The 22,984-nt window shown below is 60.1% G+C and carries 22 protein-coding genes; 12 read left to right on the plus strand and 10 right to left on the minus strand.

Annotation, left to right across the window (positions count from 1 at the left end):
- Window positions 1–155: 155 nt before the first annotated feature.
- The 3 genes from ACP7BX_RS28015 to ACP7BX_RS28025 form a co-directional block, all read right to left on the minus strand.
- Window positions 156–2,564, minus strand: coding sequence for a TonB-dependent siderophore receptor (locus ACP7BX_RS28015; protein WP_426131115.1), 2,409 nt, complete (start codon window positions 2,562–2,564; stop codon window positions 156–158).
- A gap of 92 nt (window positions 2,565–2,656) precedes the next feature.
- Window positions 2,657–3,622, minus strand: coding sequence for a FecR domain-containing protein (locus ACP7BX_RS28020; protein WP_426131113.1), 966 nt, complete (start codon window positions 3,620–3,622; stop codon window positions 2,657–2,659).
- Complete coding sequence (locus ACP7BX_RS28025; RefSeq protein ID WP_426131111.1) at window positions 3,619–4,155, minus strand: sigma-70 family RNA polymerase sigma factor; 537 nt, start codon at window positions 4,153–4,155, stop codon at window positions 3,619–3,621. The genes ACP7BX_RS28020 and ACP7BX_RS28025 overlap by 4 nt, the downstream gene beginning before the upstream one ends.
- A gap of 179 nt (window positions 4,156–4,334) precedes the next feature.
- Between ACP7BX_RS28025 and ACP7BX_RS28030 the strand changes: the two genes are divergently transcribed.
- Window positions 4,335–4,664, plus strand: coding sequence for a hypothetical protein (locus ACP7BX_RS28030; RefSeq protein ID WP_178952380.1), 330 nt, complete (start codon window positions 4,335–4,337; stop codon window positions 4,662–4,664).
- A gap of 8 nt (window positions 4,665–4,672) precedes the next feature.
- On the opposite strand, the gene ACP7BX_RS28035 is transcribed toward ACP7BX_RS28030, so the two are convergent.
- The gene (locus tag ACP7BX_RS28035) at window positions 4,673–5,308 is read right to left on the minus strand and encodes a LysE family translocator (protein WP_177115208.1); all 636 of its coding nucleotides are present in this window, start codon (window positions 5,306–5,308) and stop codon (window positions 4,673–4,675) included.
- Window positions 5,309–5,435: 127 nt separating this feature from the next.
- Between ACP7BX_RS28035 and ACP7BX_RS28040 the strand changes: the two genes are divergently transcribed.
- Complete coding sequence (locus ACP7BX_RS28040) at window positions 5,436–5,807, plus strand: PH domain-containing protein (RefSeq protein WP_426131108.1); 372 nt, start codon at window positions 5,436–5,438, stop codon at window positions 5,805–5,807.
- A gap of 228 nt (window positions 5,808–6,035) precedes the next feature.
- Here ACP7BX_RS28040 and ACP7BX_RS28045 read toward each other — a convergent pair whose 3' ends face one another.
- The 3 genes from ACP7BX_RS28045 to ACP7BX_RS28055 form a co-directional block, all read right to left on the minus strand.
- The gene (locus ACP7BX_RS28045; RefSeq protein ID WP_426131106.1) at window positions 6,036–6,608 is read right to left on the minus strand and encodes a hypothetical protein; all 573 of its coding nucleotides are present in this window, start codon (window positions 6,606–6,608) and stop codon (window positions 6,036–6,038) included.
- A gap of 70 nt (window positions 6,609–6,678) precedes the next feature.
- On the minus strand, window positions 6,679–8,034 hold the full coding sequence (locus ACP7BX_RS28050) for an ATP-binding protein (RefSeq protein WP_426131104.1): 1,356 nt from the start codon (window positions 8,032–8,034) through the stop codon (window positions 6,679–6,681).
- Entirely contained in the window at window positions 8,031–8,693 is a 663-nt protein-coding gene (locus ACP7BX_RS28055) for a response regulator (protein WP_426131102.1), read from the minus strand. Before ACP7BX_RS28055 ends, ACP7BX_RS28050 begins: the two co-directional genes overlap by 4 nt.
- Window positions 8,694–8,840: 147 nt before the next feature.
- On the opposite strand from ACP7BX_RS28055, the gene ACP7BX_RS28060 reads away from it, so the two are divergent.
- Genes ACP7BX_RS28060 through ACP7BX_RS28080 form a run of 5 tightly spaced genes read left to right on the plus strand, consistent with a single transcriptional unit; the run spans window position 8,841 to window position 13,554 of the window.
- A complete protein-coding gene (locus ACP7BX_RS28060) occupies window positions 8,841–9,107 on the plus strand; it encodes a PepSY domain-containing protein (RefSeq protein WP_033896240.1) in 267 nt (88 codons plus the stop codon).
- Window positions 9,107–9,652: a cytochrome b/b6 domain-containing protein gene (locus ACP7BX_RS28065; RefSeq protein ID WP_426131100.1), complete on the plus strand. Its 546-nt coding sequence runs from the start codon at window positions 9,107–9,109 to the stop codon at window positions 9,650–9,652. The genes ACP7BX_RS28060 and ACP7BX_RS28065 overlap by 1 nt, the downstream gene beginning before the upstream one ends.
- 22 nt (window positions 9,653–9,674) lie before the next feature.
- Entirely contained in the window at window positions 9,675–10,943 is a 1,269-nt protein-coding gene (locus ACP7BX_RS28070; RefSeq protein WP_426131098.1) for a sialidase family protein, read from the plus strand.
- Window positions 10,943–11,536: a hypothetical protein gene (locus ACP7BX_RS28075; RefSeq protein WP_426131096.1), complete on the plus strand. Its 594-nt coding sequence runs from the start codon at window positions 10,943–10,945 to the stop codon at window positions 11,534–11,536. Before ACP7BX_RS28070 ends, ACP7BX_RS28075 begins: the two co-directional genes overlap by 1 nt.
- Window positions 11,533–13,554: an LTA synthase family protein gene (locus ACP7BX_RS28080; RefSeq protein WP_426131094.1), complete on the plus strand. Its 2,022-nt coding sequence runs from the start codon at window positions 11,533–11,535 to the stop codon at window positions 13,552–13,554. The genes ACP7BX_RS28075 and ACP7BX_RS28080 overlap by 4 nt, the downstream gene beginning before the upstream one ends.
- On the opposite strand, the gene ACP7BX_RS28085 is transcribed toward ACP7BX_RS28080, so the two are convergent.
- The gene (locus tag ACP7BX_RS28085; RefSeq protein ID WP_061434008.1) at window positions 13,555–13,932 is read right to left on the minus strand and encodes a c-type cytochrome; all 378 of its coding nucleotides are present in this window, start codon (window positions 13,930–13,932) and stop codon (window positions 13,555–13,557) included.
- Window positions 13,933–14,132: 200 nt separating this feature from the next.
- Here ACP7BX_RS28085 and ACP7BX_RS28090 point away from each other — a divergent pair, with 200 nt between their 5' ends.
- The 3 genes from ACP7BX_RS28090 (at window position 14,133) to ACP7BX_RS28100 (ending at window position 17,562) form a co-directional block, all read left to right on the plus strand.
- On the plus strand, window positions 14,133–14,513 hold the full coding sequence (locus tag ACP7BX_RS28090) for a response regulator (protein WP_016979625.1): 381 nt from the start codon (window positions 14,133–14,135) through the stop codon (window positions 14,511–14,513).
- A 194-nt stretch (window positions 14,514–14,707) separates the two neighbouring features.
- The gene (locus tag ACP7BX_RS28095; RefSeq protein ID WP_314534672.1) at window positions 14,708–15,322 is read left to right on the plus strand and encodes a biliverdin-producing heme oxygenase; all 615 of its coding nucleotides are present in this window, start codon (window positions 14,708–14,710) and stop codon (window positions 15,320–15,322) included.
- Window positions 15,319–17,562 (plus strand): ATP-binding protein, encoded by a 2,244-nt coding sequence (locus tag ACP7BX_RS28100; protein WP_426131091.1) that lies wholly within the window; start codon window positions 15,319–15,321, stop codon window positions 17,560–17,562. The genes ACP7BX_RS28095 and ACP7BX_RS28100 overlap by 4 nt, the downstream gene beginning before the upstream one ends.
- Before the next feature lie 11 nt (window positions 17,563–17,573).
- Here ACP7BX_RS28100 and ACP7BX_RS28105 read toward each other — a convergent pair whose 3' ends face one another.
- On the minus strand, window positions 17,574–18,893 hold the full coding sequence (locus ACP7BX_RS28105) for a sensor histidine kinase (protein WP_426131089.1): 1,320 nt from the start codon (window positions 18,891–18,893) through the stop codon (window positions 17,574–17,576).
- Window positions 18,890–19,600, minus strand: coding sequence for a response regulator (locus ACP7BX_RS28110; protein WP_426131087.1), 711 nt, complete (start codon window positions 19,598–19,600; stop codon window positions 18,890–18,892). The genes ACP7BX_RS28105 and ACP7BX_RS28110 overlap by 4 nt, the downstream gene beginning before the upstream one ends.
- 164 nt (window positions 19,601–19,764) lie before the next feature.
- Here ACP7BX_RS28110 and ACP7BX_RS28115 point away from each other — a divergent pair, with 164 nt between their 5' ends.
- Both ACP7BX_RS28115 and ACP7BX_RS28120 read left to right on the plus strand, forming a co-directional pair.
- Complete coding sequence (locus tag ACP7BX_RS28115; protein ID WP_426131085.1) at window positions 19,765–20,553, plus strand: MlaA family lipoprotein; 789 nt, start codon at window positions 19,765–19,767, stop codon at window positions 20,551–20,553.
- Between the two features lie 439 nt (window positions 20,554–20,992).
- Window positions 20,993–22,882 (plus strand): alkaline phosphatase D family protein, encoded by a 1,890-nt coding sequence (locus ACP7BX_RS28120; protein WP_426131083.1) that lies wholly within the window; start codon window positions 20,993–20,995, stop codon window positions 22,880–22,882.
- Window positions 22,883–22,984 lie beyond the last annotated feature (102 nt).

The raw sequence follows: 22,984 nt of genomic DNA on the forward strand, positions 1-22,984 counted from the left end.
TTTTCAGAAGCTTTCGAAGATTTCTTCAACAACTTCAACCACTTGCGCTTCAGATCTCTCGTCAGCGGGAGGCGAATAATACAGCTTTAAAATTCGTGGTCAACCCCTGCGCAGAAATTCTTTTCCTAACCGAAGCACCCGCCCGGGCGGCACCGTCAGAAGGTGTACTTGAAACTCGTCATGAAGTTGCGCGGCGCGCCATAAACACTCCAACTGTCCGCATACGCATAGTAGCTGCGATCAAATACGTTATTCACATTCAGCGTGGCACTCAGGTTCTTGCTGATGTCGTACCGCGCCATCACATTGGTCAGCGCATAACTCCCCTGCTCGAACGTGTGCAGGTCCATCCCCGTCTTGCTCTGCCAGTTCACGCCGCCGCCCACGGTGACCTTGTCGAACACTCCCGGCAGCCGGTAAGTGGTGAACGTCTTGAGGCTATGCCGCGGACTGGTCGTGACAATGCGCTGGTCGTCCTGATTGGTGCTCACGCTGTACGCATACCCCGCCGACGCCTGCCAGCCTTCGCTCAACTCACCGTTAAGTTCCAACTCGACGCCTTTGGTGGTAGTGCCCTGTTCCAGGCGGTAGATATCCGGCGCACGCACGTACACCGGCAGGTTGTCCTGGTCGATTTTGAACAACGCCAGGCTGGCATTGAGTTTGTCGTCGTTGAAACTGCCTTTTACCCCGACCTCGTAGCCAGTGCCTTCCTGCGGGTCGAGGGCTTTGTTGTTTTCGTCGTGAACGCCATAGGCCTGCGGGTTGAAGATTTTGGTGTAGCTGGCATACACCGCCCAAGTGTCGCTCAGGTCATAGACAATACCGGCGTACGGCAGGAAGACACCGTTGCGGGTTTCCTTGCTTTCGGTGTCCTGGGTCGGATCGGCGTACACGCTGACTTCGTTGTTGCGCTTCCAGTCGGTGACGCGACCGCCGAGGATGACGGCAGTATTGTCGGTGACATGAAAGCGCGAGGTCAGGTAGGCGGCGTATTGGTTTTCTTCAATATGCGTCTTACCAACAGGCGTGGTATCCGGGCGGTTGGCGCCGCTGCCGTTCCAGTTGAAAATGTTGGGCACAGTACCGTCGTAGCCGGTCCAGGAACCAAACCAACCGCCATGGCTTGGGGTATTTTCGTTATAGCGCGACATCGTGACGCCAGCGATCAATTCATGCTCGCGCCCAAACAGGCTGAAAGGGCCAGTAAGGTAGGCATCAAGGTTGTTCTGGCGCGGCGTGCCGGACCAGCGGTTGGGATATAGATAGGCGCCCTGCCCGGTGACCTGGTCGATATCACCATTCATATAGTTGATCAGTTCGTCGAATTCATTCTGGGTGTGACTGACTTCCACCTTGCCACTCCAGCCGTTATCGAACTGGTGCTCTATAGAAGAGAAGACGTTGGTCTGCTTGCGGTCGTTGTAGGCCCAGTCCGGTGCACTGTTGGCCGAACGGCTGAAGTTTGTGCGATTGCCATTGCTGTAGAACATCTGGAAGCCGGTGCGCAGCGGGTCGTTGACCTGGTTGTTGATGTAGCTGAAGCCCACCGTGAGCATGGTGGCGTCGCTCAGGTCGAACTCGGAAATGCCGTACACCAGTTGCGAGTCCGTGTTGACGCGGTCGACCCAGGAGTTCTGCTTCTTATAGTCCACCACCAGGCGCCCGCGAAGATTGCCGCTGTCGTTCAAGGGCCCGGACACATCAAAACCGGTGCCATAACGGTCCCAACTGCCCGCCTCGCCACTGATGCTGGCCTGGGTTTCGGCGGTCGGGCGCTTGCGGATCAGGTTAATAGTCGCTGAGGGCGTACCCGAACCACTGATCAGGCCGGTGGCGCCGCGCACCACTTCAACACGATCGTACATCGCGGTGTTCTGAGTGGTGTTGTCCAACCGCGCCGAGGTGGGGACGCCATCGATTTCGAAGTTGTTGATCTGGAAACCACGGGACCAGTAAGTATCGTTCTCCGCGCCCACGCCGACGCGCAGCACAGTGATGCCCGGCGTGGCTTCCAGCACTTCGGTAAGGTTGGTGAGTTTCTGGTCGTCGAGGCGCTGGCGGGTGATCACCGTGAGCGATTGCGGAGTTTCTTTCTGGGTCAGGTTCAGCCGCGTCGAACTGCTGGACGAATACGTGGTGTACAGACCGGTGCCTTCGGTCGTCGAACCCGGTGCCATGCCGGAGATCGACACCGTACCCAGTTGCAACGCGCCGCCTGCACCCGGCTGCAGTTGATAGCGCCCCTCGCCGGTCTGCACTACCGTGAGGTCACTCCCCACCAATAGCGTTTGCAGCGCCTGGTCAACCGTGTAACTGCCGCGCATCGCCGCACCGGTCTTGCCGGCGGTGAGCGCGGCATCGCCCGCCAGGTAGATGCCGGCTTGGCCGGCGAGCTGGTTGAGTTGGTCGGCCAAGTCACCGGCCGGCAGATCGTAGGTCTGTACGCTCGACTGCTCAGCGGCTGCCGCCAGTGGCGCCATGCCCAGGCTGGCGGGAATGACCAAGGCAAACGCGAGAGCCAGCGCTAAAGGTTGGGATGAGTTACACAGGAATAAGGACATAAAACAGTTCCGGTCGAAGGAGGCGTCAAGCCGTTGTCCTTCTCTAATTCGTATGAGCAATCAAAACCGGAAGCACAAGATGCAAAAAAATGTCAGCGCGCAACCACCGTGGTCCACCAGGCGAAGCGCCGCTCGATGCGCACGGGCAAGACCTGCTCAAGCATTGCCAGTACCTGATCGGTGTCTTGCAGTGGATAAGTGCCCATCACCCGAAGATTGGCGACCTGGGGGTCGACGCCCAGATGGCCATGTCGGTAGCTGGCGAGTTCACCAACGAAGTCCCCCAGCCGCATATCGTTCGCCATCAACACGCCTTTTGCCCAAGCCTCACGCCCAGGTTGAGCACGTTGCGTCGCGGCCAGACGTTGTCGATCAAATAGAACGCCCTGCCCCGCCGATAGGATGCGGCGTTGATCGGTATCCCCACAGGCAGCCTCTACGCTGCCCTCGAACACATTGAGCAACGTGTGCCCGTCCTGTTCACGCACACTGAAGCGCGTCCCCAAAGGACGCAAACCGCCTTGGAGTGTTTGCACCACGAACGGTCGCACGTCCTTGCCGGTGTTGATCAGGATTTCGCCGCTGTAGAGTTTCAACTCGCGCTGGCCGGCGCTGAAATTCACATCCAACGCCGTACCGCTGTTAAGCCAGATGCGCGTCCCGTCGGCCAACAGCTGCTCGCCCGACACCGTGGTGCTCGTATGGAAATCCGTGTTCCAGCTCCCCGATAACCAGCGCTGTTGCCAACCGGCCCACCCCAACAACGTGCCGCCCATGACCACCGACAACCCGCGCAACACCTGGCGCCGCGAACGCTGAGAATGTCGCAGACTCTCCAGCGTCTTGGTGGCTCCCACGGCATCGTCCTGCAACGACGCAAAGCGTTGTCCTACACGTGCAACATAGCTCCAGGCCAGCCGGTTGACCTCACTGTGGGCATGCCATTGGCGCCAGGCCTCCTGCAACGGCAGGGCATTGGGCTCGGCACTCAGGCGGGCAAACCAGTCGGCCGCTTGCTGCAAGGTGGCGTGATCCAGGCCAACGGGGTTGGTGCTCATGACAAGGCACCGTCCAATTCAGCCTCCAGCACCATGCACTGGAACATGGCCTGGCCAATATATTTGGTGACAGTACGCTCGCTCAAACCAATACGCAGCGCGATCTCGCGATAGCTCAAGCCCTCGATCTGAGCCAGGCAGAATGCCTCGGACACCTTGGCCGGCAAGCGATCAAGCATCGCCTGCAAATGCACCAGGGCCTCCAGCACCAATGCGCGATGCTCCTCCGAAGGCGCACAGTCTTCAGGCCGGCTCGCCAACACCTCAAGCCAGGCCTGCTCTACCTGCTTGCGTCGGAAAAAATCCACACACACATTGCGCGACAACGTGCTGAGATACGCACGCGCATGTCCTTCGCTGCCGAAGTCACGCGGATGGCTCAACAACCTGACGAAGACATCGTGAGCCAGCTCGGCGGCATCACTGACATTGCCGAGTTTTCGGGCCAGCCAGCGTTGAATCCAGCCGTGATGGGCCGAATACAGGCTGCCAACGCTGAAGGGTGCGGCGACGGGCTCGGGAAGCGGGGGCATACAAAGCCCTACGAATAAGAATTGTTCCCAATGGTAATGAGAAAAACTGGCCACTACAACGAGCAAAAGCGACCCCATTGCTGCAGCAGGCAAGTAGCCCCAGGTCTTTTTTTTCCGCCGCAGAACAGGGATCATCGCCCTCCCCTACTATCCCCCAAAGACGCCGAGGAACCGAAACCATGGAATTGACGCTGGAAGCGGTTGCGCTCTTTGCACTGAAGCTGGTGCACGAGACGGACGGCGGCAGCCCGGTTTTACGGGATGATCCGGTGATGGAGGGGTATGACCGCGAGGTGTTTGGGTTGTTGGTGCGGCAGGGGGATTGGGTTGGGATTCAGATGAAGCTCAATGAATGCCTGACGCAGGCGCTCGATTCCCTGGGTGGCCCCGAGACCGTGATGGGCCGCGAACTGCAACGGCTGGCGGTGGATGCACACCAAGCGTCGACATTGGATGAACTCAACACCCCGCTCGGCGCACTCAAGGACTATCTGAAAGCCGTCCTATAAAGCACAACTCACCGCCGCCCTTCCACGGCCATCCGCACCGCCAACCCCATCAACACCGACCCCATCAACCAACGCTGCACCACCTGCCACCCCGGTCGGGTGACGAAAAACACCGCGATGGAACCCGCCATCGTGGCAATCACCGCGTTGACGCTCACACTGATAAAAATCTGCGTAAAACCCAGCACCAGCGATTGCACCAGCACACTGCCATGACCGTTCGGGTCGATGAATTGGGGCAGCAACGACAAGTACATCACCGCCACCTTGGGGTTTAGCAGATTGGTCACCAGGCCCATGGTGAACAGCTTGCGCGGGCTGTCCTTGGGCAGGTCCCGCACCTGGAACGGTGAACGCCCACCCGGACGGATCGCCTGCCAAGCCATATACGCCAGGTACATCGCCCCGCCGAAGCGCAACGCGTCGTAGGCAAACGGCACCGCCATCACCAAAGCGGTGATCCCCAATGCCGCGCACAGCATATAAACCAGAAAACCCAACGCCACGCCGCCCAGGGAGATCAACCCGGCCGTGCGCCCCTGGCAGATCGAGCGGGAAATGAGGTAGATCATATTCGGGCCGGGCGTGAGCACCATGCCGAGTGAGATCAGCGCATAGGCCAGCCAGTTGGACAGTTCAGGCATGATGGGGCTCCGCTTTTTGAAACATCTGGCCAAGGTTGTAAGGTTGGCCGCCATGGTAGGGCGTTCAAAATGCCCGCGTTAGATACAGATCCGCGAGCAAAACGGCATACACCCAAGAGGCAAGCCCATGATCGACTTCAACAACAAAGGTTTCTTCAAACTCAAGCAAAACAACGAATACGCCGAACGCGTCGCCGACCTGCTGCTGGACGGTGAAGAAGTGGTGTATGCGTACAAGGCCATGCGTGATGGGGTGGTGTTTACCACCAAGCGGATTATCGCGGTGAATGTGCAGGGGATTACCGGTAGCAAGAAGGATTTCACGTCGCTGCCGTACAAGAACATCGTCGCGTATTCGGTGGAGACGTCCGGGACGTTTGATCTGGATTCGGAGTTGGAGATTTACTTTTCGTCGTTGGGGAAGGTGAAATTCGAGTTTACGGGGAAGACCTCGATCGTCGAAATCTCACGGTTGATTTCCAAGCATCTGTTGGGCTGATCAACCGGCGTGAGTGGCTGCCACAGATACAGACGCACTTTTCTCATGAAATTAAGCTTTCAGAAAGTGACTACTTCATCGCGTTTGATTACGAAGATGCAAGCGAATGACACAGACGTAGAGGATTCAGCTTCATGCGCAGACTGTCACTGACCAATAAAAAACTCCGCAACGTCCCCAGGCATCTCAGATGCTTGCGAATGGGGGGTTGGTCGTCCCCCTCGCCCCTTACCCCTCCTTCACCTCATTCCCCGCCCCCCCAACCAACACCCGATTCCCCGGATCCGTAATATCAAACACCTGCAGCGCACACGCCGCACGGTTGAGCCGGAACTGGAACTCCACCAAATACACCTTGGCCTTTTCCGGGCTGAACGTGTTCATCACCGGCCCGCAGCTGTAGTAAACCCCATTGCCCTGGCTTCTCGCCGAGCTGGACACGGTGAGTTTCTTGCCAGGGTCCGCCTGAATCTCCAATTGTGGAAACCGCTTGAACCCCGCACTCGCCACAGTCTGGTTCAGCTTGGCAATCCAATTGAAGACTTTGCCTTCGCCGGTATCCATCACAGTGCCGAGGGTTTCCAGGCGTTGGTCGGGGTCGCCTTCGCGGCGGATGGCGAATTCGACGGGGTTGGTGCCGCCGGTGGCCTTCATGATGACCTTGGCGTGCTCCGCATCCACGTCCACGGTTTTCTGGCGCAGTTGGATGCCGTCCTTGAACAGGCTGGGCGACGAGTCGCGTTGGTTGGATTGGCAGGCGCCCAGGGCCAGGGCGATGGAGAGCAGCGCGATTCGCTTCACGGGGAGATGTCCTTATCGGGGTGAGAGTGAGTAATGACTGGACCCGCGTTTAAACAGAATGTTCCTCCCACTATGCCGATTCGTTAAACACCAACTGCGCGCGCAACCCACCTTGCTCCCGGTTATGCAGCGCCAACCGACAGCCGATCTTACCCACGATCATTTCGACAATCGCCAAGCCCAGCCCCGCGCCATTGGCATTGCCTCGACTGTAGAAGCGTTCGAACAGGCGCCCCATTTCTGCCTCGTCAATGCCCGGCCCCTGGTCTTCCACACTGAGGCCGTTGGCGCCAATCACCACCTTCACTTCGCTGCCGGCAGGGGAGAAGTTGAGGGCATTGGTCACCAGGTTTTGCAGCGCAATGGCCAAGGCCACCGGTTCGGTTTCAACCCAGCACTCCTCATTGCCTTCCAGCACCAGTTCCACGCCTTTTTCCATGGCCAGCGGGGTCAATTCCGCCAGTTCTTCGCGCACCAGCTCGGTAAGTTGCACAGGGATGCACTTAGGGTTGTTCAGTTGCGGTTCGATACGGGCCATGGTCAGCAACTGACTGCCGATGCGCGTGGCGCGGTCGACGCCGTTGACCAAAAAGTCCAAGGCCTCGCGGCGTTGCTCGGGTGTCTCGGCGCTTTGGGCGTTCTGTGCATGGATGCGCAAAATCGCCAAGGGCGTGCGCAATTCATGGGCGGCATCGGCGATGAAGCGGCGTTCACGTTCGAGTAAATCGTCTACCTGGACCAGCAATCGGTTCAACGCGGTCTGCATCGGCTCCAGGTCGTTGGGCAACGGCTTGAGGTGCAGCGGCTGCAGAGTGTCGGTGTTACGCCCGCGAATCGACAGGGCCATGGCGCGCAAGGGCTTGAGGCCCCAGCCGATGACCAGCCAGATCAACAGCGTCAGCAGCGGCACGCCAATCAACGTGGGCCAGAGGGTGTGACGCATGATGCGCTGGATCACGTCCTGGCGAATGTCATCGCGCTCGCCCACCCAAATCAGCACGCCTTGCTGCGGGTCGGCGAGGAGGAAAGCGCACCAGTCGTGGCCATTGTCCATCAGGTCATGGGAGCCGAGCGGCGCAGGCGGCACACTGAGGATTGGCGCTTCAGCGGAGCGCACCAACAGTTGGCCGTCCGTGCGCCATATCTGGAACGTCAGGCGTGTTTCATAGGGATGGGCAACGCCCTCCTCGCCCACACGACTCATGGCCTGGTCAAACGCCTCATGCAACCGGTCCCAATCGGCGTCGCCGGGGTCGCGTTGGCGCAGTACACCTTGCAGCAGGCGGGCGCTTTGGGCGAGTTGGGCGTCGTAGACTTCTTCGATTTCGTGGTGACTGTCGCGTAATACCAGCCAACTGATCAGGGCATCGCCCAGCAGAATCAGCACCAGCACTGGAATGAGGATGCGCCCACGCACCGAGTTCATGGCGTGAGCACCAGCACATAGCCAACACCACGCACGGTGCGGATCAGCTCGGTGGATAACTTTTTGCGCAGGTTGTGGATCAACACTTCCAATGTGTTGCTCTCAACCCGGTCCTGCCAGCCGTACAGCGCACGGGACAAGCGCTCGCGGGTCACGACTTTGCCAGGGCGCACCATCAGTTGATGCAACAGTTGGTACTCCATCGGCGTCACGATGATTTCCCCATCCTGATAACGCACTTGTTGGGTCGCTGGGTCGAGGCTGATGCCGGCGTGCTCCAGCATCGGTTGCGCGCGGCCCTGGCTGCGGCGCAACAGGGCACGCACGCGAGCCTTGAGTTCCTCGACGTCGAAAGGTTTGACCAGATAGTCGTCAGCACCCGCGTCCAGGCCAGCGATGCGTTCCGCGGTGCCGTCGCGGGCGGTGAGGATCAGCACCGGCAGGTCATGCTGCTCGGCGCGCAGTTGCTGCAACAGGTCGAGACCATCAAGACGCGGCAGACCGAGATCAAGCAGCAGCAAATCGAAGGCTTCCGTACGCAACGCATGCAAGGCAGCGACCCCATCTTGCAGCCAATCGAGGGTATAGCCTTCGGCCGCCAAGGCCACGCGAATCCCTTGGCCGAGGGCGCGGTCATCTTCGACAAGGAGTAGGCGCATCACGAAATCTCTGTGGGAAACGGCGGCATCATGCCGGGTTATAGCCAGGAAAATTCCTACAAAGATGTTACGGCTCGTTGCCAACTAAGGTTGCACTAAGGTTGGTTTTGCACTGTGAAACCTCCCACATCTGCTGAGAGCTTTTCCATGCGCAAAATTCTCCTGTTGTCCCTGATCCTCGCCAGCCCACTGGCCATTGCCGGCCCGCAGTGCACCACCGCCGAGCGCTCGCAATGGCAAGATGAAAAAGCCTTCCAGGACAAGCTCAAGGCCGAAGGCTATACCATCAGCAAGTTCAAGGTCACCGACGGCAACTGCTACGAGATCTACGGCTTCGACAAGGACAAGCGCAAGGTCGAGATCTACCACGACCCCGTCACCGGCAAAGCCGTGAAGACTGAGATCAAAGGCTGATGCCAGGCGAATCCCTGCGCCTGTGGGACCCGTTGGTGAGGCTGTTTCATCTGTCTATCGCCGGGGTCTTTGTCGCCAACTACTTCTTTAACGAAGCGGGCGACGACTGGCATGTCTGGCTGGGCTATTACGCCATGGCCTGGCTGCTGGTGCGTTTAGTGTGGGGATTTGTCGGGCCACGCAGTGCGCGTTGGGCGGATTTCTGGCCGACTCCCAAACGCCTGAATGCCCACGTGCGCTCACTGCTCAATGGCCGGCTGCAGCATCGGCTGGGCCATTCGCCGATTGGCGCGCTGGTGATGCTGTTGATGTTACTGGCGCTGCTCACCATCGGATTCAGCGGCTTCCTGATGCAGGAAGTCGATGCCCTGTGGGGCGCCGACTGGCCGCTGCAAATCCATGAAACCGCCGCCAATACGCTGATGGGCCTGGTGTGCCTCCACGTGCTGGCCGCGCTGTTTGAAAGTGTCCAGGTGCGCGACAACCTGCCGTTATCCATGCTCACCGGTCGCAGGAAGCGCCTGCCGGATGAACGTGTGCCGTAATCCTTTTATCCACAGGTCCCCTATGCGCTCCGCCTTATTGATTTGCAGCCTGTTGGCCGTGTTTTTTGCCGCCTGGCAAAGCCATCCGCCCCATGTGTTGGCGCCATTTGCCCAGGCGAACCCGAATACCGCGAAAGTGGCGGCGGCCCCGCACTACACCAGCCGGTTTGTGTCCACCCAACTCACGGATTTTGTGCACTCTTCGTCCGTCACCGCCCTGCCCGGCGGCGACTTGATGGCGGTGTGGTTTGCCGGTTCGCGCGAAGGCGCCGCCGATGTGCAGGTGCGCACCGCACGCTTCGATGCCAGCAGCGGCGAATGGGGCGCCGAGCACGTACTGGCGACGCGGGAAAGCACTCGCGACGGCACCCAACGTTATATCCGCAAGCTCGGCAACCCGGTGATTGCGCTGGCGCCAGATAAACGCCTGTGGATGTTTTACGTGTCGGTGTCCGTCGGTGGCTGGGCGGCCAGTGCGATCAATGTGATGGTGTCGGATGACCTTGGCGCCACCTGGTCAGCACCGAGGCAATTGGTGACCTCGCCGTTCTTCAATATCAGCACCCTGGTACGCGCCGCGCCGGTGTTTCATGCCGACGGCTCCATCGGCCTGCCGGTGTATCACGAATTCATGGGCAAGTTTGCCGAGTACCTGTACTTGAGCGCCGACGGGGCGGTGATCGATAAATTCCGCATCAGCCGCGGCAAGCATTCCCTGCAACCTTCCATCGTGCCGCTGGACGGCCAACGCGCCGTGGCGATGTTGCGTTACGCGGGCGACACCCATCACCGCGTATTGGCCAGCCGCACCGTTGATGCCGGCAAAACCTGGAGCGAACCGTACCCACTGGAGCCGGCCAACCCCAATTCGTCGTTGGCCGCCGTGCGCACGCAAGATGACGGATTGCTGGTGGCACTCAACGACCTGCAAGACGGCCGCTTCAAACTCAGTCTTTACGGCACAGACGCCCAGCTCAGCCAGTGGCGCACCGTGGTGCAGTTGGACCAATCGCCGGACCCGCTGGGCCAGCCCTTCTCCCCCGAGGCCTACAAGGCAATCATCGGTGAAGGTTTCCGCGCCTCCAGCGGCACGAAACGCCTGCCCCTGGAACAACGCTTTCTCAGCAGCCTGGACTACCGCGTGTGCAAGCCCGTCGGCTGCGATTTCGAATACGAATACCCGTATTTCAGCCGTAGCCCGGATGGCACCTACCACTTGGTTTATTCGTGGAATAACACCTTTATCAAGCATGTCAGCTTCAACGAAGCCTGGCTGGCGGAGCGTCTGTGATGGTTTCGGTGTGGCAGGCCCATTTGAGTTTTGTATTGCTGGGGTTTGTGGCGTTGTGCGCGCTGCGCTTTACCGCTCCGTGGCGGCCGTGGTTGCTGCCGGTGCTGGTGGCCGTGAGTTTCATCCCGATCAACCAACTGCCGCTGGCAGCGTATGTGCGCAGCTTTACCGATGACCTGGCGATCAGCACCTTGGTGTTTTTGGCGTGGGTGGGGTTGTGCCGACTGGGCTTGGTGCAGGCACTCAATCGCCGCCATCAGGTGCAGATGCTGGTGGTGTTCGGGCTGCTGAGCCTGGCGCTGTACCCGGCCACGTTGGGGCTGACGTACTTCGATCCGTATCGCTGGGGGTTCAACCCTCGTCCGATGATTGTGCTGGTGGCGGTTGCGGCGCTGGTGATGCTGTGGCTGCGTAATGCGCTGGCGGTATGGATGTTGGCGCTGGGCACGCTGGCGTTCGCGCTGCGGCTCAAGGCGTCGGAAAACTATTGGGACTATCTGGTGGATCCGCTGCTGACGGTTTACTGCCTGATCGCCACCGTGGGGTTGCTGACCAGCGCGGTCTTTTTGAAATGGCAGAGAGGTCAACGATGAGTGCGTTGCAATCACGCCGCTTGCGCTACGGCGTGGGCGCGATCGGGTTGGTGTTTGTGTTGCTGGCGGCCTTGCGCCTGGTGTTTTTAGTGGGTTTTTCCGGCCTGGCATTCAACACCCCGCAACTCTTTGAAACCCTAGGCATCGGCCTGCGCTTCGACCTGCGCCTGGCGGTGCTGATCCTGCTGCCGCTGGCGCTCCTGGCCTGGCTGCCACGGTGGAACCTCATCACCCAGCCCGCTCTGCGCTGGCTGGCTCGCGGGTATCTGGTGGTCGCACTGGCCCTGGTGGGCCTCGTCTACATCATCGACTTCGGCCATTACGCCTACCTCGGCGTACGCATCAACGCGACGGTGCTGCGTTACCTGCAAGACGCGCAGATATCTCAACAGATGGTGTGGGAAACCTACCCGGTGCTGTGGATTACCGCTTGCTGGCTGGCGGCAGTGGCGCTGTGGGTGTGGGCGCTGGTGTGCCTGGAGCGCCTGACCCTGGATCGACCCAACACCGTCATCGGCAAATGGACCCTGGCATCGGTCTCGGTGATCGGCATTGTCGTGGTGCTGCTGGCCCTGCTCGGCCGCGTCGCCAACCTGAACCTGGAAAACCCGGTGCCCCTGCGTTGGAGCGATGCGTTCTTCTCCGGCAATAGCCAGGTGGCCGCCGCTGGCCTGAACCCGGTGCTGTTCCTGTACGACACGCTCAAGGTCGGCCAGTCGCAATTCGATGAAACCCAAGTGCGCGAGCATTACCCGCAAATCGCCCACTACCTGGGAGTTGATCAGCCCGACGCGCAGCAACTGAACTTCACCCGCGAACAAGGCGTGCAACCCTACCGACTGGCCAGCGAGCGCCCGCCCAACGTAGTTTTCGTGATGCTTGAATCCCTCGGCACCAGCGCCGTCGGTGCCTACGGCAACCCGCTGAACCCCACGCCAAACCTGGACAAACTCGCCAGCCAGAGCTGGTTCTTCAAGCACTTCTACGTGCCTGTCACCGGTACCGCCAAGACCGTCTGGGCCAGCATCAGCGGCGTGCCGGACGTGACGCGCCAGGAAACCGCCACGCGCAACCCGCTGATCACCCGGCAACACACGCTGATCAACGCGTTCGAGGGTTACCAGAAGTTCTACATGATCGGCGGCAACGCTGGCTGGGCGAACATCAATGCGCTGATTCGCCAGAGCATCGACGGTGTGCAGTTGTATGACGAAAGCCACTGGCGTTCGCCTCGGGTAGACGTGTGGGGCATTTCCGACCTGGACCTGTTCAAGGAAGGCGACGTGTTGCTGCGCGCCGTGCAAAAGGACCAGCCGTTCTTCGCCTACCTGCAAACCTCCGGCAACCATCGCCCGTTCACCATCCCCAAGCAGAACGACGGTTTCCAGATAAAGGACGTGCCCCTGGAACAGGTCCAGGCCGCCGGTTCGCGCAGCGTCGAGCAGTACAACGCGGTACGCCTGTTGGACTACAACATCGGTCGCCTGATGGACATCGCCAAGGCCGGCGGCTGGTATGACAACAGCATCTTTGTGTTGTTTGGTGACCACAACACGCGCATCAGCCAGATCCCGCACATGGCACCGGCGTTCGAGCAACTGGGTTTGGAGAGTAACAACGTGCCGCTGCTGATCCACGCCCCCGGCCTTGCACCTCGGGTGATTGAAGAGGCTGTGGGCCTGGCCGACCTGCTGCCCACCGTGGCGGGCATGGCCGGTATACCGTTTCGCAACGGCGCAATGGGACGCGACATCCAGCAGCCCGCGCCTGAGGGCGAACGCGTGGTACCGCTGGTGTTGCGCGAAGGGACTTTCCCGATCATTGGCGGCGTAACAAAGGACTTCCTGTTGCAGATGCAGCACGACGGTAGTTCACCGACATTGCATGACCTGGCGTCGCAAACCCCGCGAGACGACGTGGCCGAACAACACCCTGAAGAGTTTCAGCGCTTGCAGGGGCTGACCCGAGGGCTGCATGAGAGTGCGCGGATGATGCTGTTCAGAAACGTGCGCGAGTGATCATTTGGGTTGAAAGGTTTCCAGATAGGCCAGGATGTTTTCGATTTTCTCCTGATCACTGATGCCCCAGAAGATCATCCGCGTGCCACTCACCACCTTCTTCGGTGCCTCGATGTAGGCGGCAAGTTTGTCCCGGGTCCAGACCACGCCGGAGTTTTTCATCGCGTCGGAGTACTGATAGTCCGTGGTGGTCCCGGCGGGCCTTCCGATGATGCCGTTGAGCTCCGGCCCGAACCCACCTCGCGCACCTTCGCCGATGCTGTGGCAACCGCCGCAGGTCTTGGTGAAGAGCTTGCCGCCCGCCTCGACGTCGCCGGCGGCGAAGGCAGGGCTTGTGGTGAGGATCAGGGCGAGGGTCATCAAAGCACGGTACTTCATGGGGACTCCATTTCTAGATCAGTTCTGGAACCAAAGGGTCGCGGATAAACATATCAATCCTTGAGCACGTAGAAGCGAGCCCTGCACTTTACCGGATAGCACCTCTGAAACGACCATCCATCGCCCCATAGATATCCAATCGAACCTATATAGACGTGTTCGACTCCACCTTAATGAACCCTGATGGTGGAGTAAGGATCATGGCTCAGCCATCGATTTTAGTGTTGGAAGACGACGAGATCATTCGATCGTTAATGGTGGATGTACTGGAGGATTTCGGCGCGCTGGTGACGTCGTTTCCTTCAGCGGATGAAGGGATGATTTACCTGGAACGGGGCGATGATCCGGTGGACTTGATTGTCAGTGATATCCAGATGCCGGGTTTGCTCAATGGTTATGACTTGAGCCGGGTGGTGGCCCATCGTTGGCCAACCGTGCCGGTGCTGCTCACCTCCGGCAACACTAAACTGGCGGCTCAGCTGGGAGGCTCCGTACGGTTTCTACCCAAACCGTGGAGTGCCGAGATTTTGCTGGAGTGTGTGCAAACGGCGCTGACCCAACAGGGGTCGTCCATGCATTGATAGCGTCACGACATCATTTATACCGAACTTCAGGGCAAGCGCTGCGGTCATTAATGAGCAAGGAGCGACTTTTCTGATCCGCTGGTCAGCCTTTTCGCCTTGTGCGTACAGAATAAGGCTTTGAGGTGTGTAGAATCGTCGCCCATTTCCACGCGTCATTCATGGCCGAGAGGCCCACAGTTCGAGCTCATTGAATGCATTCACAGGCCCATGACGTTGGTGCGCCCTCATTGCTGGAAGCGTTGCGCACAGGCACGGCCCTGTTGCATGTGGCGCTGGAAAAGCGCCTGCCGTTTTTCACCGAGCGTCTGGATGCGGGCTGGTATCGGCGCCTGCTCCAGGCGTATTACGGGTTTTATGGTCCAGTCGAGTCAGCACTGTACGACAGTGGCTTGATTCCTGACGGCTACGACTGTGCGTTGCGTGTGAAAACGCCGACGCTGGTCAGTGATCTCAATGCCTTGGGCCTGGATGACCGAGCTGTCGACACCCTGCCCCGTTGCCTTGAACTTCCCACGTTCGACACCCCCGCTGCCTGCCTGGGCGCCATGTATGTACTCGAAGGCGCGACCCTGGGCGGCCAAGTACTGCGCCGGGAAATGGACCAGCGCCTGAACGTGAATGCCGACAACGGCGGTGCGTTTCTCAATATCTACGGGGTAGAGACCGGCCGACGCTGGAAAGACTTTCTTGATTACCTGGGCAACCAGCCACTCGACGCGCCAGCCAAACAGCGCGCAGTGGACGCTGCCCGATCAACATTCAGCTGCTTTGAGCAATGGCTCGACAGCCAGGAGGTACTGCTATGAAACCCGAAGATTTTGAAGAGCTGCTTGCCAACTGTGCCGACGAGCCCATCCGTTTCCCCGGCGCCATCCAGCCCCACGGTGTGCTGCTGACGTTGTCGGAGCCGGACCTGAACATCATCCAGGTCAGCGCCAACGTCGCCACTTTGTTCGGCCATCCCGCCGAGGCGTTGCTGGGCCAGCCACTGCAAACGCTGGTAGGTGCAGAGCGCGCCAAGGCGGTTGCCGACATGGCGCAAAACAATACGTTTTTCGATGCGCCGCCCTTGCACGTCACGTTTAACGGCGCGGAATTCGAAGGCCTGCTGCATCGCCATCAGCAGGTGCTGGTACTGGAGTTCGAACCGCTGCTCAAGGATTTCCGCCCACGGGCGCTGAATGGTCGCACCAGTGACCTGGGCAAAATGCTGCAGCGCTTGCAGTCGGCGAAAACCCTGCAAGCACTGTACGAAATCAGCGTGAATGAAATCCAGGCCATGACCGGGTACGACCGGGTACTCATCTACCGCTTCGAAGACGAAGGCCATGGCCAAGTGATCGCCGAAGCGTCGGCACCGTCCATGGAACTGTTCAACGGGCTGTTCTTCCCTGCGTCCGACATCCCGGAGCAAGCCCGTGAGCTGTATCGCACCAATTGGCTACGCATCATCCCGAACGCGGCCTACGAGCCTGTGCCCCTGCTGCCCAAGCTACGCCCGGATACCGGCCAGCCCCTGGACTTGAGCTTCGCCACCCTGCGCAGCGTGTCGCCGATTCATTGCCAGTACATGCAGAACATGGGCGTGTTGTCGTCCATGAGTATCTCGCTGATGAAGGGCGACAAACTGTGGGGCCTGATCAGCTGCGGCAACCGCGAGCCGTTGCTGGTGCCCAATGACCTGCGCACGGCCTGCCAAACCATCGGCCAGGTGCTGTCGCTGCAAATCAGCGCCATGGAAGCCCTGGACCTGAGCCGTCAGCGTGAAGAGAAAGTCGAGGCCCTGGCCTTGCTCGACCAGGCGATGAAGCGCTCGGAAGAAAACGTGTTCGACGGCCTGGCCCAGCAACCGCAATTACTGATGGATCTGACCCTGTCCGGCGGTGTGGCGATCATCGAAGACAAGCAACTGCACCGCTACGGTAACTGCCCGGAGCCGGCGCAGATCCGTGCCTTGCACAAGTGGCTGCAAGAAGGTGGCGAGCCGGTATTCTCCAGCCATAACCTGTCGTCGGTGTACCCGCCGGCCGCCGAGTTCCAACAGGTGGCCAGTGGGGTGCTGGCGATGAGTCTGCCCAAGCCTGTGGATAACGGCGTGCTGTGGTTCCGCCCGGAAGTGAAAGAGAACATCAACTGGAGCGGCGACCCGAAAAAACCGCTGGACCTGGAAAACTCCGACGCCGGCCTGCGCCTTCGCCCACGCACCTCATTTGAAATCTGGAAAGTGGAAATGGCCGGCATCTCCACCAAGTGGAGCCATGGCGATCATTTTGCCGCCAACGATCTGCGCCGCTCGGCCCTGGAAAACGACCTGGCTCGCCAGGTGCTGCGCGAGCAACAAGCCGTGCGCGCCCGCGATGAGCTGGTGGCAGTGGTGTCCCACGACCTGCGCAACCCGATGACGGTCATCTCCATGCTGTGCGGCATGATGCAGAAGGCCTTCAGCTCCGATGGCCCACACACGTCGCGGCGGATTTCCTCGGCCATCGACACCATGCAACAGGCCGCCGGACGTATGAACGTGCTGCTGGAAGACTTGCTCGACACCTCGAAAATCGAGGCCGGGCGCTATGTGGTGCGGCCGGTGATCCTGGATGTGAGCCAGATTTTCGACGAGGCCTACTCGTTGCTGGCGCCCCTGGCGATGGAGAAAGGCATCGATCTGTCGTTCAACGCCGAACCGGGCCTGCAAATCAATGCCGACCCGGAGCGCCTGTTCCAGGTGCTGTCGAACCTGATCGGCAACGCCATCAAGTTCACCCCACGCCAGGGCAATATCGGTATCAGCGCCATGAGCAATGGCGAAGAAATCGTGTTCTCGGTGCGCGATTCCGGCGAAGGTATTGCGCCGGAACAGCTGCCCCATGTGTTCGACCGCTACTGGACCCAGGCGGAAAACAACCCGACCGGCAGCGGGCTGGGGCTGTACATCACACAAGGCATCGTCCAGGCCCATGGCGGCAAGATTGTTGCCGAAAGTGAGGTGGGCCGTGGCAGCGAGTTTCGATTTACGGTGCCGAAGGTGATCGACGACTCGCATACCTGACGGACCTTGGGCTAAACAGGCAACACCACTACCGCCTCCAACCCTCCACCCTGGCGCTCGGCCAGGGTCAAGGTGCCGCCATGTTCCAGCACAATCGCCCGGGCGGTAGAGAGCCCCAAGCCAACACCGCCCGTGCTTTTGTTGCGTGACCCTTCAAGGCGATAGAACGGCAGGAACACCTGCTCACGATGCTCAACGGGAATGCCTGGCCCGCGATCCAGTACGCGAACCACCACCTCTCCATTCTTCTGCTGCAACTCGATCTGCGGCGCGGTGCCGTAGTGAATCGCGTTGTCCATCAAGTTGGTCATCACGCGCTTGAGGCCCAGTGGTCGGCCGAAATACACCAGGCGCGGTGGGCCGCGAAAGGTCAGGTCGATGGCTTGGTCGCGGTAGTCGTCGATCAGGGTTTGCAGTAATTCCGCCAGGTCCAGTTGGGTGGCTTGTTCCAGCCGGGCGTCATCGCGGAAAAACTCCAGAGCGGTGTTGATCATGGCCTGCATTTCGTCCACGTCGCGAAACAGCTTTTGCTGTTGATCGGCGTCCTCGATGAACTCACCGCGCAGACGCAGCCGGGTCAGCGGCGCACGCAAGTCGTGGGAAATGGCGGCGAGCATTTGGGTGCGGTCCTGGATGAAATGCCGTAGTTGCGCTTGCATGCTGTTGAAGGCGAGGATCGCCTGGCGGATTTCGTGCGGGCCGACCGGCTCGATGGGCGGCGCCCGAAAGTCGGCACCAAAGCGCCGCGCGCCCTGTGTGAAGTACTGCAGAGGTCGGGCCAGGCGGCGGGTCGCGACCAGGGTGACCAGCGCGGTCGAGATCAGCACCAGCAGCACCACGATCAGGCTACGTGCACCATCGTCCAGCCCCCAACTGCGCGACGGCGCGCTGAACATCAGCCAGGAGCGGTCAGCCAATTGCACCAGCAGCGCATAGCGGCCGTTGCCGTCGGGCCAGTCAGACGGTTCATACGCCTCCATCGGACGAGGTGGGCCCTGGAGCAGGTGCTTGAAGGCCTGCTCGCCCGAGTGAAAGTCGGGGTCGGCCAGAACGGGCAACCCCAAGGCCTGGCGCTGGGCGGCCCACGTCACCGTGAACCCTTCGTCACCGACTGCTTGGGCCAGATGTGGACGTTGCGACGGTTCGCAGGCCTCGACCACGCGCACCACCACGGCGATCCTTTCCAACAACCCGATTTCGGTCAGCGGAGGTCGTGCCCACACCCCTGCCAGTTGCACGAACAAAGCGTTGAACGCCAGCGCAGTCAACATCGCAATCAGGATGGTCAGCGCGATCCAGCGGGCCACGGTGTCGCGCGGACGCAGCCTCATGAACGCGTCACGCTGGCGGTGAATTGGTAGCCACCGTTGCGCACCGTGCGAATCATCGCCGGGCGCTTGGTATCGAATTCCAGCTTGCGACGCAGGCGGCTCACTTGCACGTCGATGCTGCGGTCGAACGCATCATGGCTGTGGCCGCGCGCCAGGTTCAGCAGTTGTTCGCGACTGAGCACCCGTTGCGGGTGTTCGACAAACACCAGCAGCAGGTCAAACTCGCCGGACGACAATGGGATCATCACTTGGTCGGGCGAACGCAGTTCGCGGCGCGTGAGGTCCAGTTGCCAGCCGGCAAAACGGATCAGCGGGCGCGCGGCCTCCCCCATAGGGAGGCGGCTTTCACCCGCCCGGCGCAATACCGCGCGCACCCTGGCCAGCAATTCGCGGGCGTCGAACGGCTTGCTCAGGTAATCATCGGCGCCCATTTCCAGGCCCACCACACGGTCACTGAGTTCGCCCATGGCGGTGAGCATGATCACCGGCGTGGCGTATTGCTGGCGCAGGCGCTGGCACAACAGCAAGCCGTTGTCGCCGGGGAGCATCAGGTCGAGGATGATCAGGTCGGCGGGCTGGCGCTCCATGGCCGCCCACAGCTCAATGCCACTGGCCACGGTTTCGACCGTATAGCCGTGTTGCAGGAAAAATTTCTTCAACAGGGCGAGGACTTCAAGGTCATCGTCCACGATCAACAGGTTGCTCACCGACGGTCTTCACTGGGCTGGGACAAGGTGTCATCTAAAACCATTCGGCGCGGCCCGTCATATATTTCAACCCTGCAATAAAGCGTCAGCGACGCAATAAACCAGACATCTTTGCGCAAGCCCGCAATGCCAGCATCGGCCTCCCTTTTGCGGAGACTGTGCCCATGCGCTCGCTGACGTACCCCCAGCATCTGGCCCGCCAGGCCGTGCTGTTGTTGACTGTGTCTTACCTGACGGGCTGTGCGAGCCCGCCTCCCGTAACGCCCACCACGCAATGTGCACAGGTGAACTACCCGGTGTATGACCCCGCCGAACCGGTCAACCGTGGGGTGTTTGCCTTCAACCGTGCGGTGGACGACTACGCCCTGGCTCCCGTGGCTCGCGGCTACCGTTACCTGCCGGATTTTTTCCAGCAGGGTGTGCATAACTTCGCGAGCAACTTCAGCGAGCCGAAGGTGTTTATCAATGATCTGCTGCAAGGCAACCCGCGACGTTCGGTCAATACCCTGGGGCGTTTCGCAGTGAACACGACGGTGGGCGTGGTGGGGTTGTTCGACGTGTCAGACCGCCTGGGCATCCCGCGCCACACAGCAGACTTCGGCCAGACATTTGGCGTGTGGGGCATGGGCAGCGGCCCCATTGTCGAATTGCCCTTGTTGGGCACCAGCAACAGCCGGGACGCCGCGGGCAAGGTCTTGAGCTTCCTGGTCTCGCCGCTGGGCGACAGCGATACAGTGCAGACCCTGGGCACCCTCAGCCTGGTCGGCGGAACGGTCGATACACGGGCATCGCTCTTGCCGCTTACCGACAGCCTGCAGAAGCTGCCGGATTACTACAGCGCGTTGCGTAATGTGGTAGCGGAAAATCGGGCGGCGTTTGTGCGGGAGGGCAAGCAAGGCGCTACATCTCCCGGTCTAGAAAGTTGCGCGAATGGCGCCTCTGACGACTTTTGAAAAAAAGCGCCAACGCCAGTCATATCTTGCAGCAGCGCGTTTATAGCCGGTCTTTCTCATCCTCTATAGGTTTGGCCTCACTTCGCTGCGAAAGGCGAAGTAATCCTCTACTCCTATAGAAGGAAACATCCATGCTTAGCGCAATCAATCACTCACTGGGCAACTTTCAATACCCCCCACTGCGGCAGGATGATGCAGAGCCCCAGCGCAGGAAGCGCAGCATTGACGAAACACAACTGAACGCCGCTGACCCTGATCGCACCACGAGCAGTGACCGACGCAGAAACGGCGGTGGGATGGACAGCCTGGGTCGAGGCCGAGTGCTGTAACCGCCTCATGCGAAGGGCAGTGCACGGCCCTTCGTACTCTCCCTTAACAAAACCATGACATTCACTGGATTAATCTTTGCGGTCCAATCCCGCCTGGAAACCTTGCCTGCATGCCGCTCACCGACACACTGCCCGCCGTACTGGCTGGCCCACTGTTGCGACGCCTCGAACCTCGGCGCCTGGTGTTGTGGCTGGTGGGGAGCCGAGCACTCGAATTGACGCTGAAGCTGCATCTGCCTGCCCGAATCCTGGAGGTCCCCTTGGACAACTGCCAGGTCGTACCCGTGGGGCGCCATGCCTTTATCCACCTGATTGATGTGCCGTTGGACGAAGCGCTGCCCCTGGACGTGGCGATCAGCTACGACCTGCGGTTTGACAACACCGGCATCGCCGACTGGGCACCGCACCTACTGTACGCCAATACCCAATTCCCAAGTTTCGTTTTGCACAGCCGCATCCATCAATTGGTCCATGGCTCCTGCCGCAAACCCCATCACACAGCCGGCGAGGGGCTGCTGTGTGTCGACCGACTGTTGGCCGACGCCCAAAGCCCGAGCGACCGCCCGGCCCTGCTGATGATGAGTGGCGACCAGGTCTACGCCGATGATGTCGCCGGGCCAATGTTGCGGGCGATTCACGCATTGATCGCACGCCTGGGCCTGTTCGACGAATACCTGGAAGGTGCCGTAATCGATGACAGCGCCAGCCTCTACGGGCATCACGCCAGCTACTACCATCGCGCCGACTTGCTGCCGGCACTGGACAGCAACGAAACCCTGCGCGAACGCTTTTTTGGCGGCGTAAAAAAACCAATCTTCACCAGCAGCACCGCCGACAACCACCTGGTGACGTTTGCCGAAGTCATCGCGATGTACTTGCTGGTGTGGTCTCCAACGCCCTGGGCGCTGATCACGCCTCAACCGCCGCATCTGAATGCAGAACGACAGCAGCGTTACGCCCGCGAACAAATACAAATAGATCGATTCCGCGACGGCCTGCCAGGCGTCGCGCGGGTCTTCGCCCACCTGTCCACCTTGATGATCTTTGATGATCACGACATCACCGATGACTGGAACCTCAGCGCCCAATGGGAAGAGACCGCCTATGGCCATCCCTTTTCCAAACGCATCATCGGCAACGCCCTGCTGGCTTACCTGCTGTGCCAAGGCTGGGGCAACCAGCCGGATGCGTTTGGCGAACTGATCAACCAAACCCAAGCGCTCACTGCTCAGCCCCAAGCCAACCATCTCGACGCCACGGCGCAGGATGAACTGCTCGAAACACTGCTGAAATTTCAACGCTGGCACTACGTACTGCCTACCACCCCTGCCCTGGTGGTACTCGACACCCGCACCCGCCGCTGGCGCAGCGAGTTCACCCTCAAGCAACCTTCCGGCCTGCTGGACTGGGAAGCCCTGAGCGAACTGCAACAGGAACTGCTGGATCATCCCTCGGCCATCATCGTCTCACCCGCACCGATCTTTGGCGTCAAGCTGATCGAGACGGTGCAGAAAGTCTTTAGCTGGTGCGGCCACCCCTTGCTGGTGGATGCGGAAAACTGGATGGCCCATCGCGGCGCTGCACAGGTGATCCTCAATATCTTCCGCCACTCGCGCACGCCGGGTAACTACGTGATCCTCTCCGGTGACGTGCACTACTCGTTCGTCTACGAAGTGATGATCCGCCATCGCAACGCCGGCCCCAGGATCTGGCAGATCACCAGCAGCGGTATCAAGAACGAATTCCCACCACGATTACTGGAGTGGTTCGACCGCCTCAACCGCTGGCTCTACTCACCCCGCTCGCCCCTCAACTGGTTCACGCGCCGCCGCACCATGCAGGTGGTGCCACATATTCCTGAGCATGCCGAAGCGGGCGAACGGTTATGGAATTCGGCAGGTATCGGCCAGGTGTTTTTCAATGAAAGAGGTCAGCCTGAAGCGATTTACCAGCACAATGCGGACGGAAAGGTGCCGACGAGGATGACGGCCCCAAAATAATAGCCTATCGCCATCAATCATAAGCCGTACATCTGCCCTATTCAAAGCCTCCAGCCCCCGTTGTACAGTAGCCCCAGCCACGGAGTATCGGCGACAACAATG

This window comes from Pseudomonas sp. DWP3-1-3b3 (assembly GCF_049896305.1).
In the GTDB taxonomy this organism is placed as follows: Bacteria; Pseudomonadota; Gammaproteobacteria; order Pseudomonadales; family Pseudomonadaceae; genus Aquipseudomonas; species Aquipseudomonas azotoformans_A.

Bases quoted from the DNA above. Each gene is read 5' to 3' on its own strand.
- ACP7BX_RS28115 (WP_426131085.1), top strand. From the start codon at position 19,765: ATGCGCTCGCTGACGTACCCCCAGCATCTGGCCCGCCAGGCCGTGCTG.
- ACP7BX_RS28035 (WP_177115208.1), bottom strand. From the start codon at position 5,308: ATGCCTGAACTGTCCAACTGGCTGGCCTATGCGCTGATCTCACTCGGC.
- ACP7BX_RS28015 (WP_426131115.1), bottom strand. From the start codon at position 2,564: ATGTCCTTATTCCTGTGTAACTCATCCCAACCTTTAGCGCTGGCTCTC.
- ACP7BX_RS28105 (WP_426131089.1), bottom strand. From the start codon at position 18,893: ATGAGGCTGCGTCCGCGCGACACCGTGGCCCGCTGGATCGCGCTGACC.
- ACP7BX_RS28055 (WP_426131102.1), bottom strand. From the start codon at position 8,693: ATGCGCCTACTCCTTGTCGAAGATGACCGCGCCCTCGGCCAAGGGATT.
- ACP7BX_RS28030 (WP_178952380.1), top strand. From the start codon at position 4,335: ATGGAATTGACGCTGGAAGCGGTTGCGCTCTTTGCACTGAAGCTGGTG.
- ACP7BX_RS28060 (WP_033896240.1), top strand. From the start codon at position 8,841: ATGCGCAAAATTCTCCTGTTGTCCCTGATCCTCGCCAGCCCACTGGCC.
- ACP7BX_RS28085 (WP_061434008.1), bottom strand. From the start codon at position 13,932: ATGAAGTACCGTGCTTTGATGACCCTCGCCCTGATCCTCACCACAAGC.
- ACP7BX_RS28040 (WP_426131108.1), top strand. From the start codon at position 5,436: ATGATCGACTTCAACAACAAAGGTTTCTTCAAACTCAAGCAAAACAAC.
- ACP7BX_RS28075 (WP_426131096.1), top strand. From the start codon at position 10,943: ATGGTTTCGGTGTGGCAGGCCCATTTGAGTTTTGTATTGCTGGGGTTT.
- ACP7BX_RS28120 (WP_426131083.1), top strand. From the start codon at position 20,993: ATGCCGCTCACCGACACACTGCCCGCCGTACTGGCTGGCCCACTGTTG.
- ACP7BX_RS28065 (WP_426131100.1), top strand. From the start codon at position 9,107: ATGCCAGGCGAATCCCTGCGCCTGTGGGACCCGTTGGTGAGGCTGTTT.
- ACP7BX_RS28020 (WP_426131113.1), bottom strand. From the start codon at position 3,622: ATGAGCACCAACCCCGTTGGCCTGGATCACGCCACCTTGCAGCAAGCG.
- ACP7BX_RS28050 (WP_426131104.1), bottom strand. From the start codon at position 8,034: ATGAACTCGGTGCGTGGGCGCATCCTCATTCCAGTGCTGGTGCTGATT.
- ACP7BX_RS28070 (WP_426131098.1), top strand. From the start codon at position 9,675: ATGCGCTCCGCCTTATTGATTTGCAGCCTGTTGGCCGTGTTTTTTGCC.
- ACP7BX_RS28095 (WP_314534672.1), top strand. From the start codon at position 14,708: ATGCATTCACAGGCCCATGACGTTGGTGCGCCCTCATTGCTGGAAGCG.
- ACP7BX_RS28080 (WP_426131094.1), top strand. From the start codon at position 11,533: ATGAGTGCGTTGCAATCACGCCGCTTGCGCTACGGCGTGGGCGCGATC.
- ACP7BX_RS28100 (WP_426131091.1), top strand. From the start codon at position 15,319: ATGAAACCCGAAGATTTTGAAGAGCTGCTTGCCAACTGTGCCGACGAG.
- ACP7BX_RS28025 (WP_426131111.1), bottom strand. From the start codon at position 4,155: ATGCCCCCGCTTCCCGAGCCCGTCGCCGCACCCTTCAGCGTTGGCAGC.
- ACP7BX_RS28090 (WP_016979625.1), top strand. From the start codon at position 14,133: ATGGCTCAGCCATCGATTTTAGTGTTGGAAGACGACGAGATCATTCGA.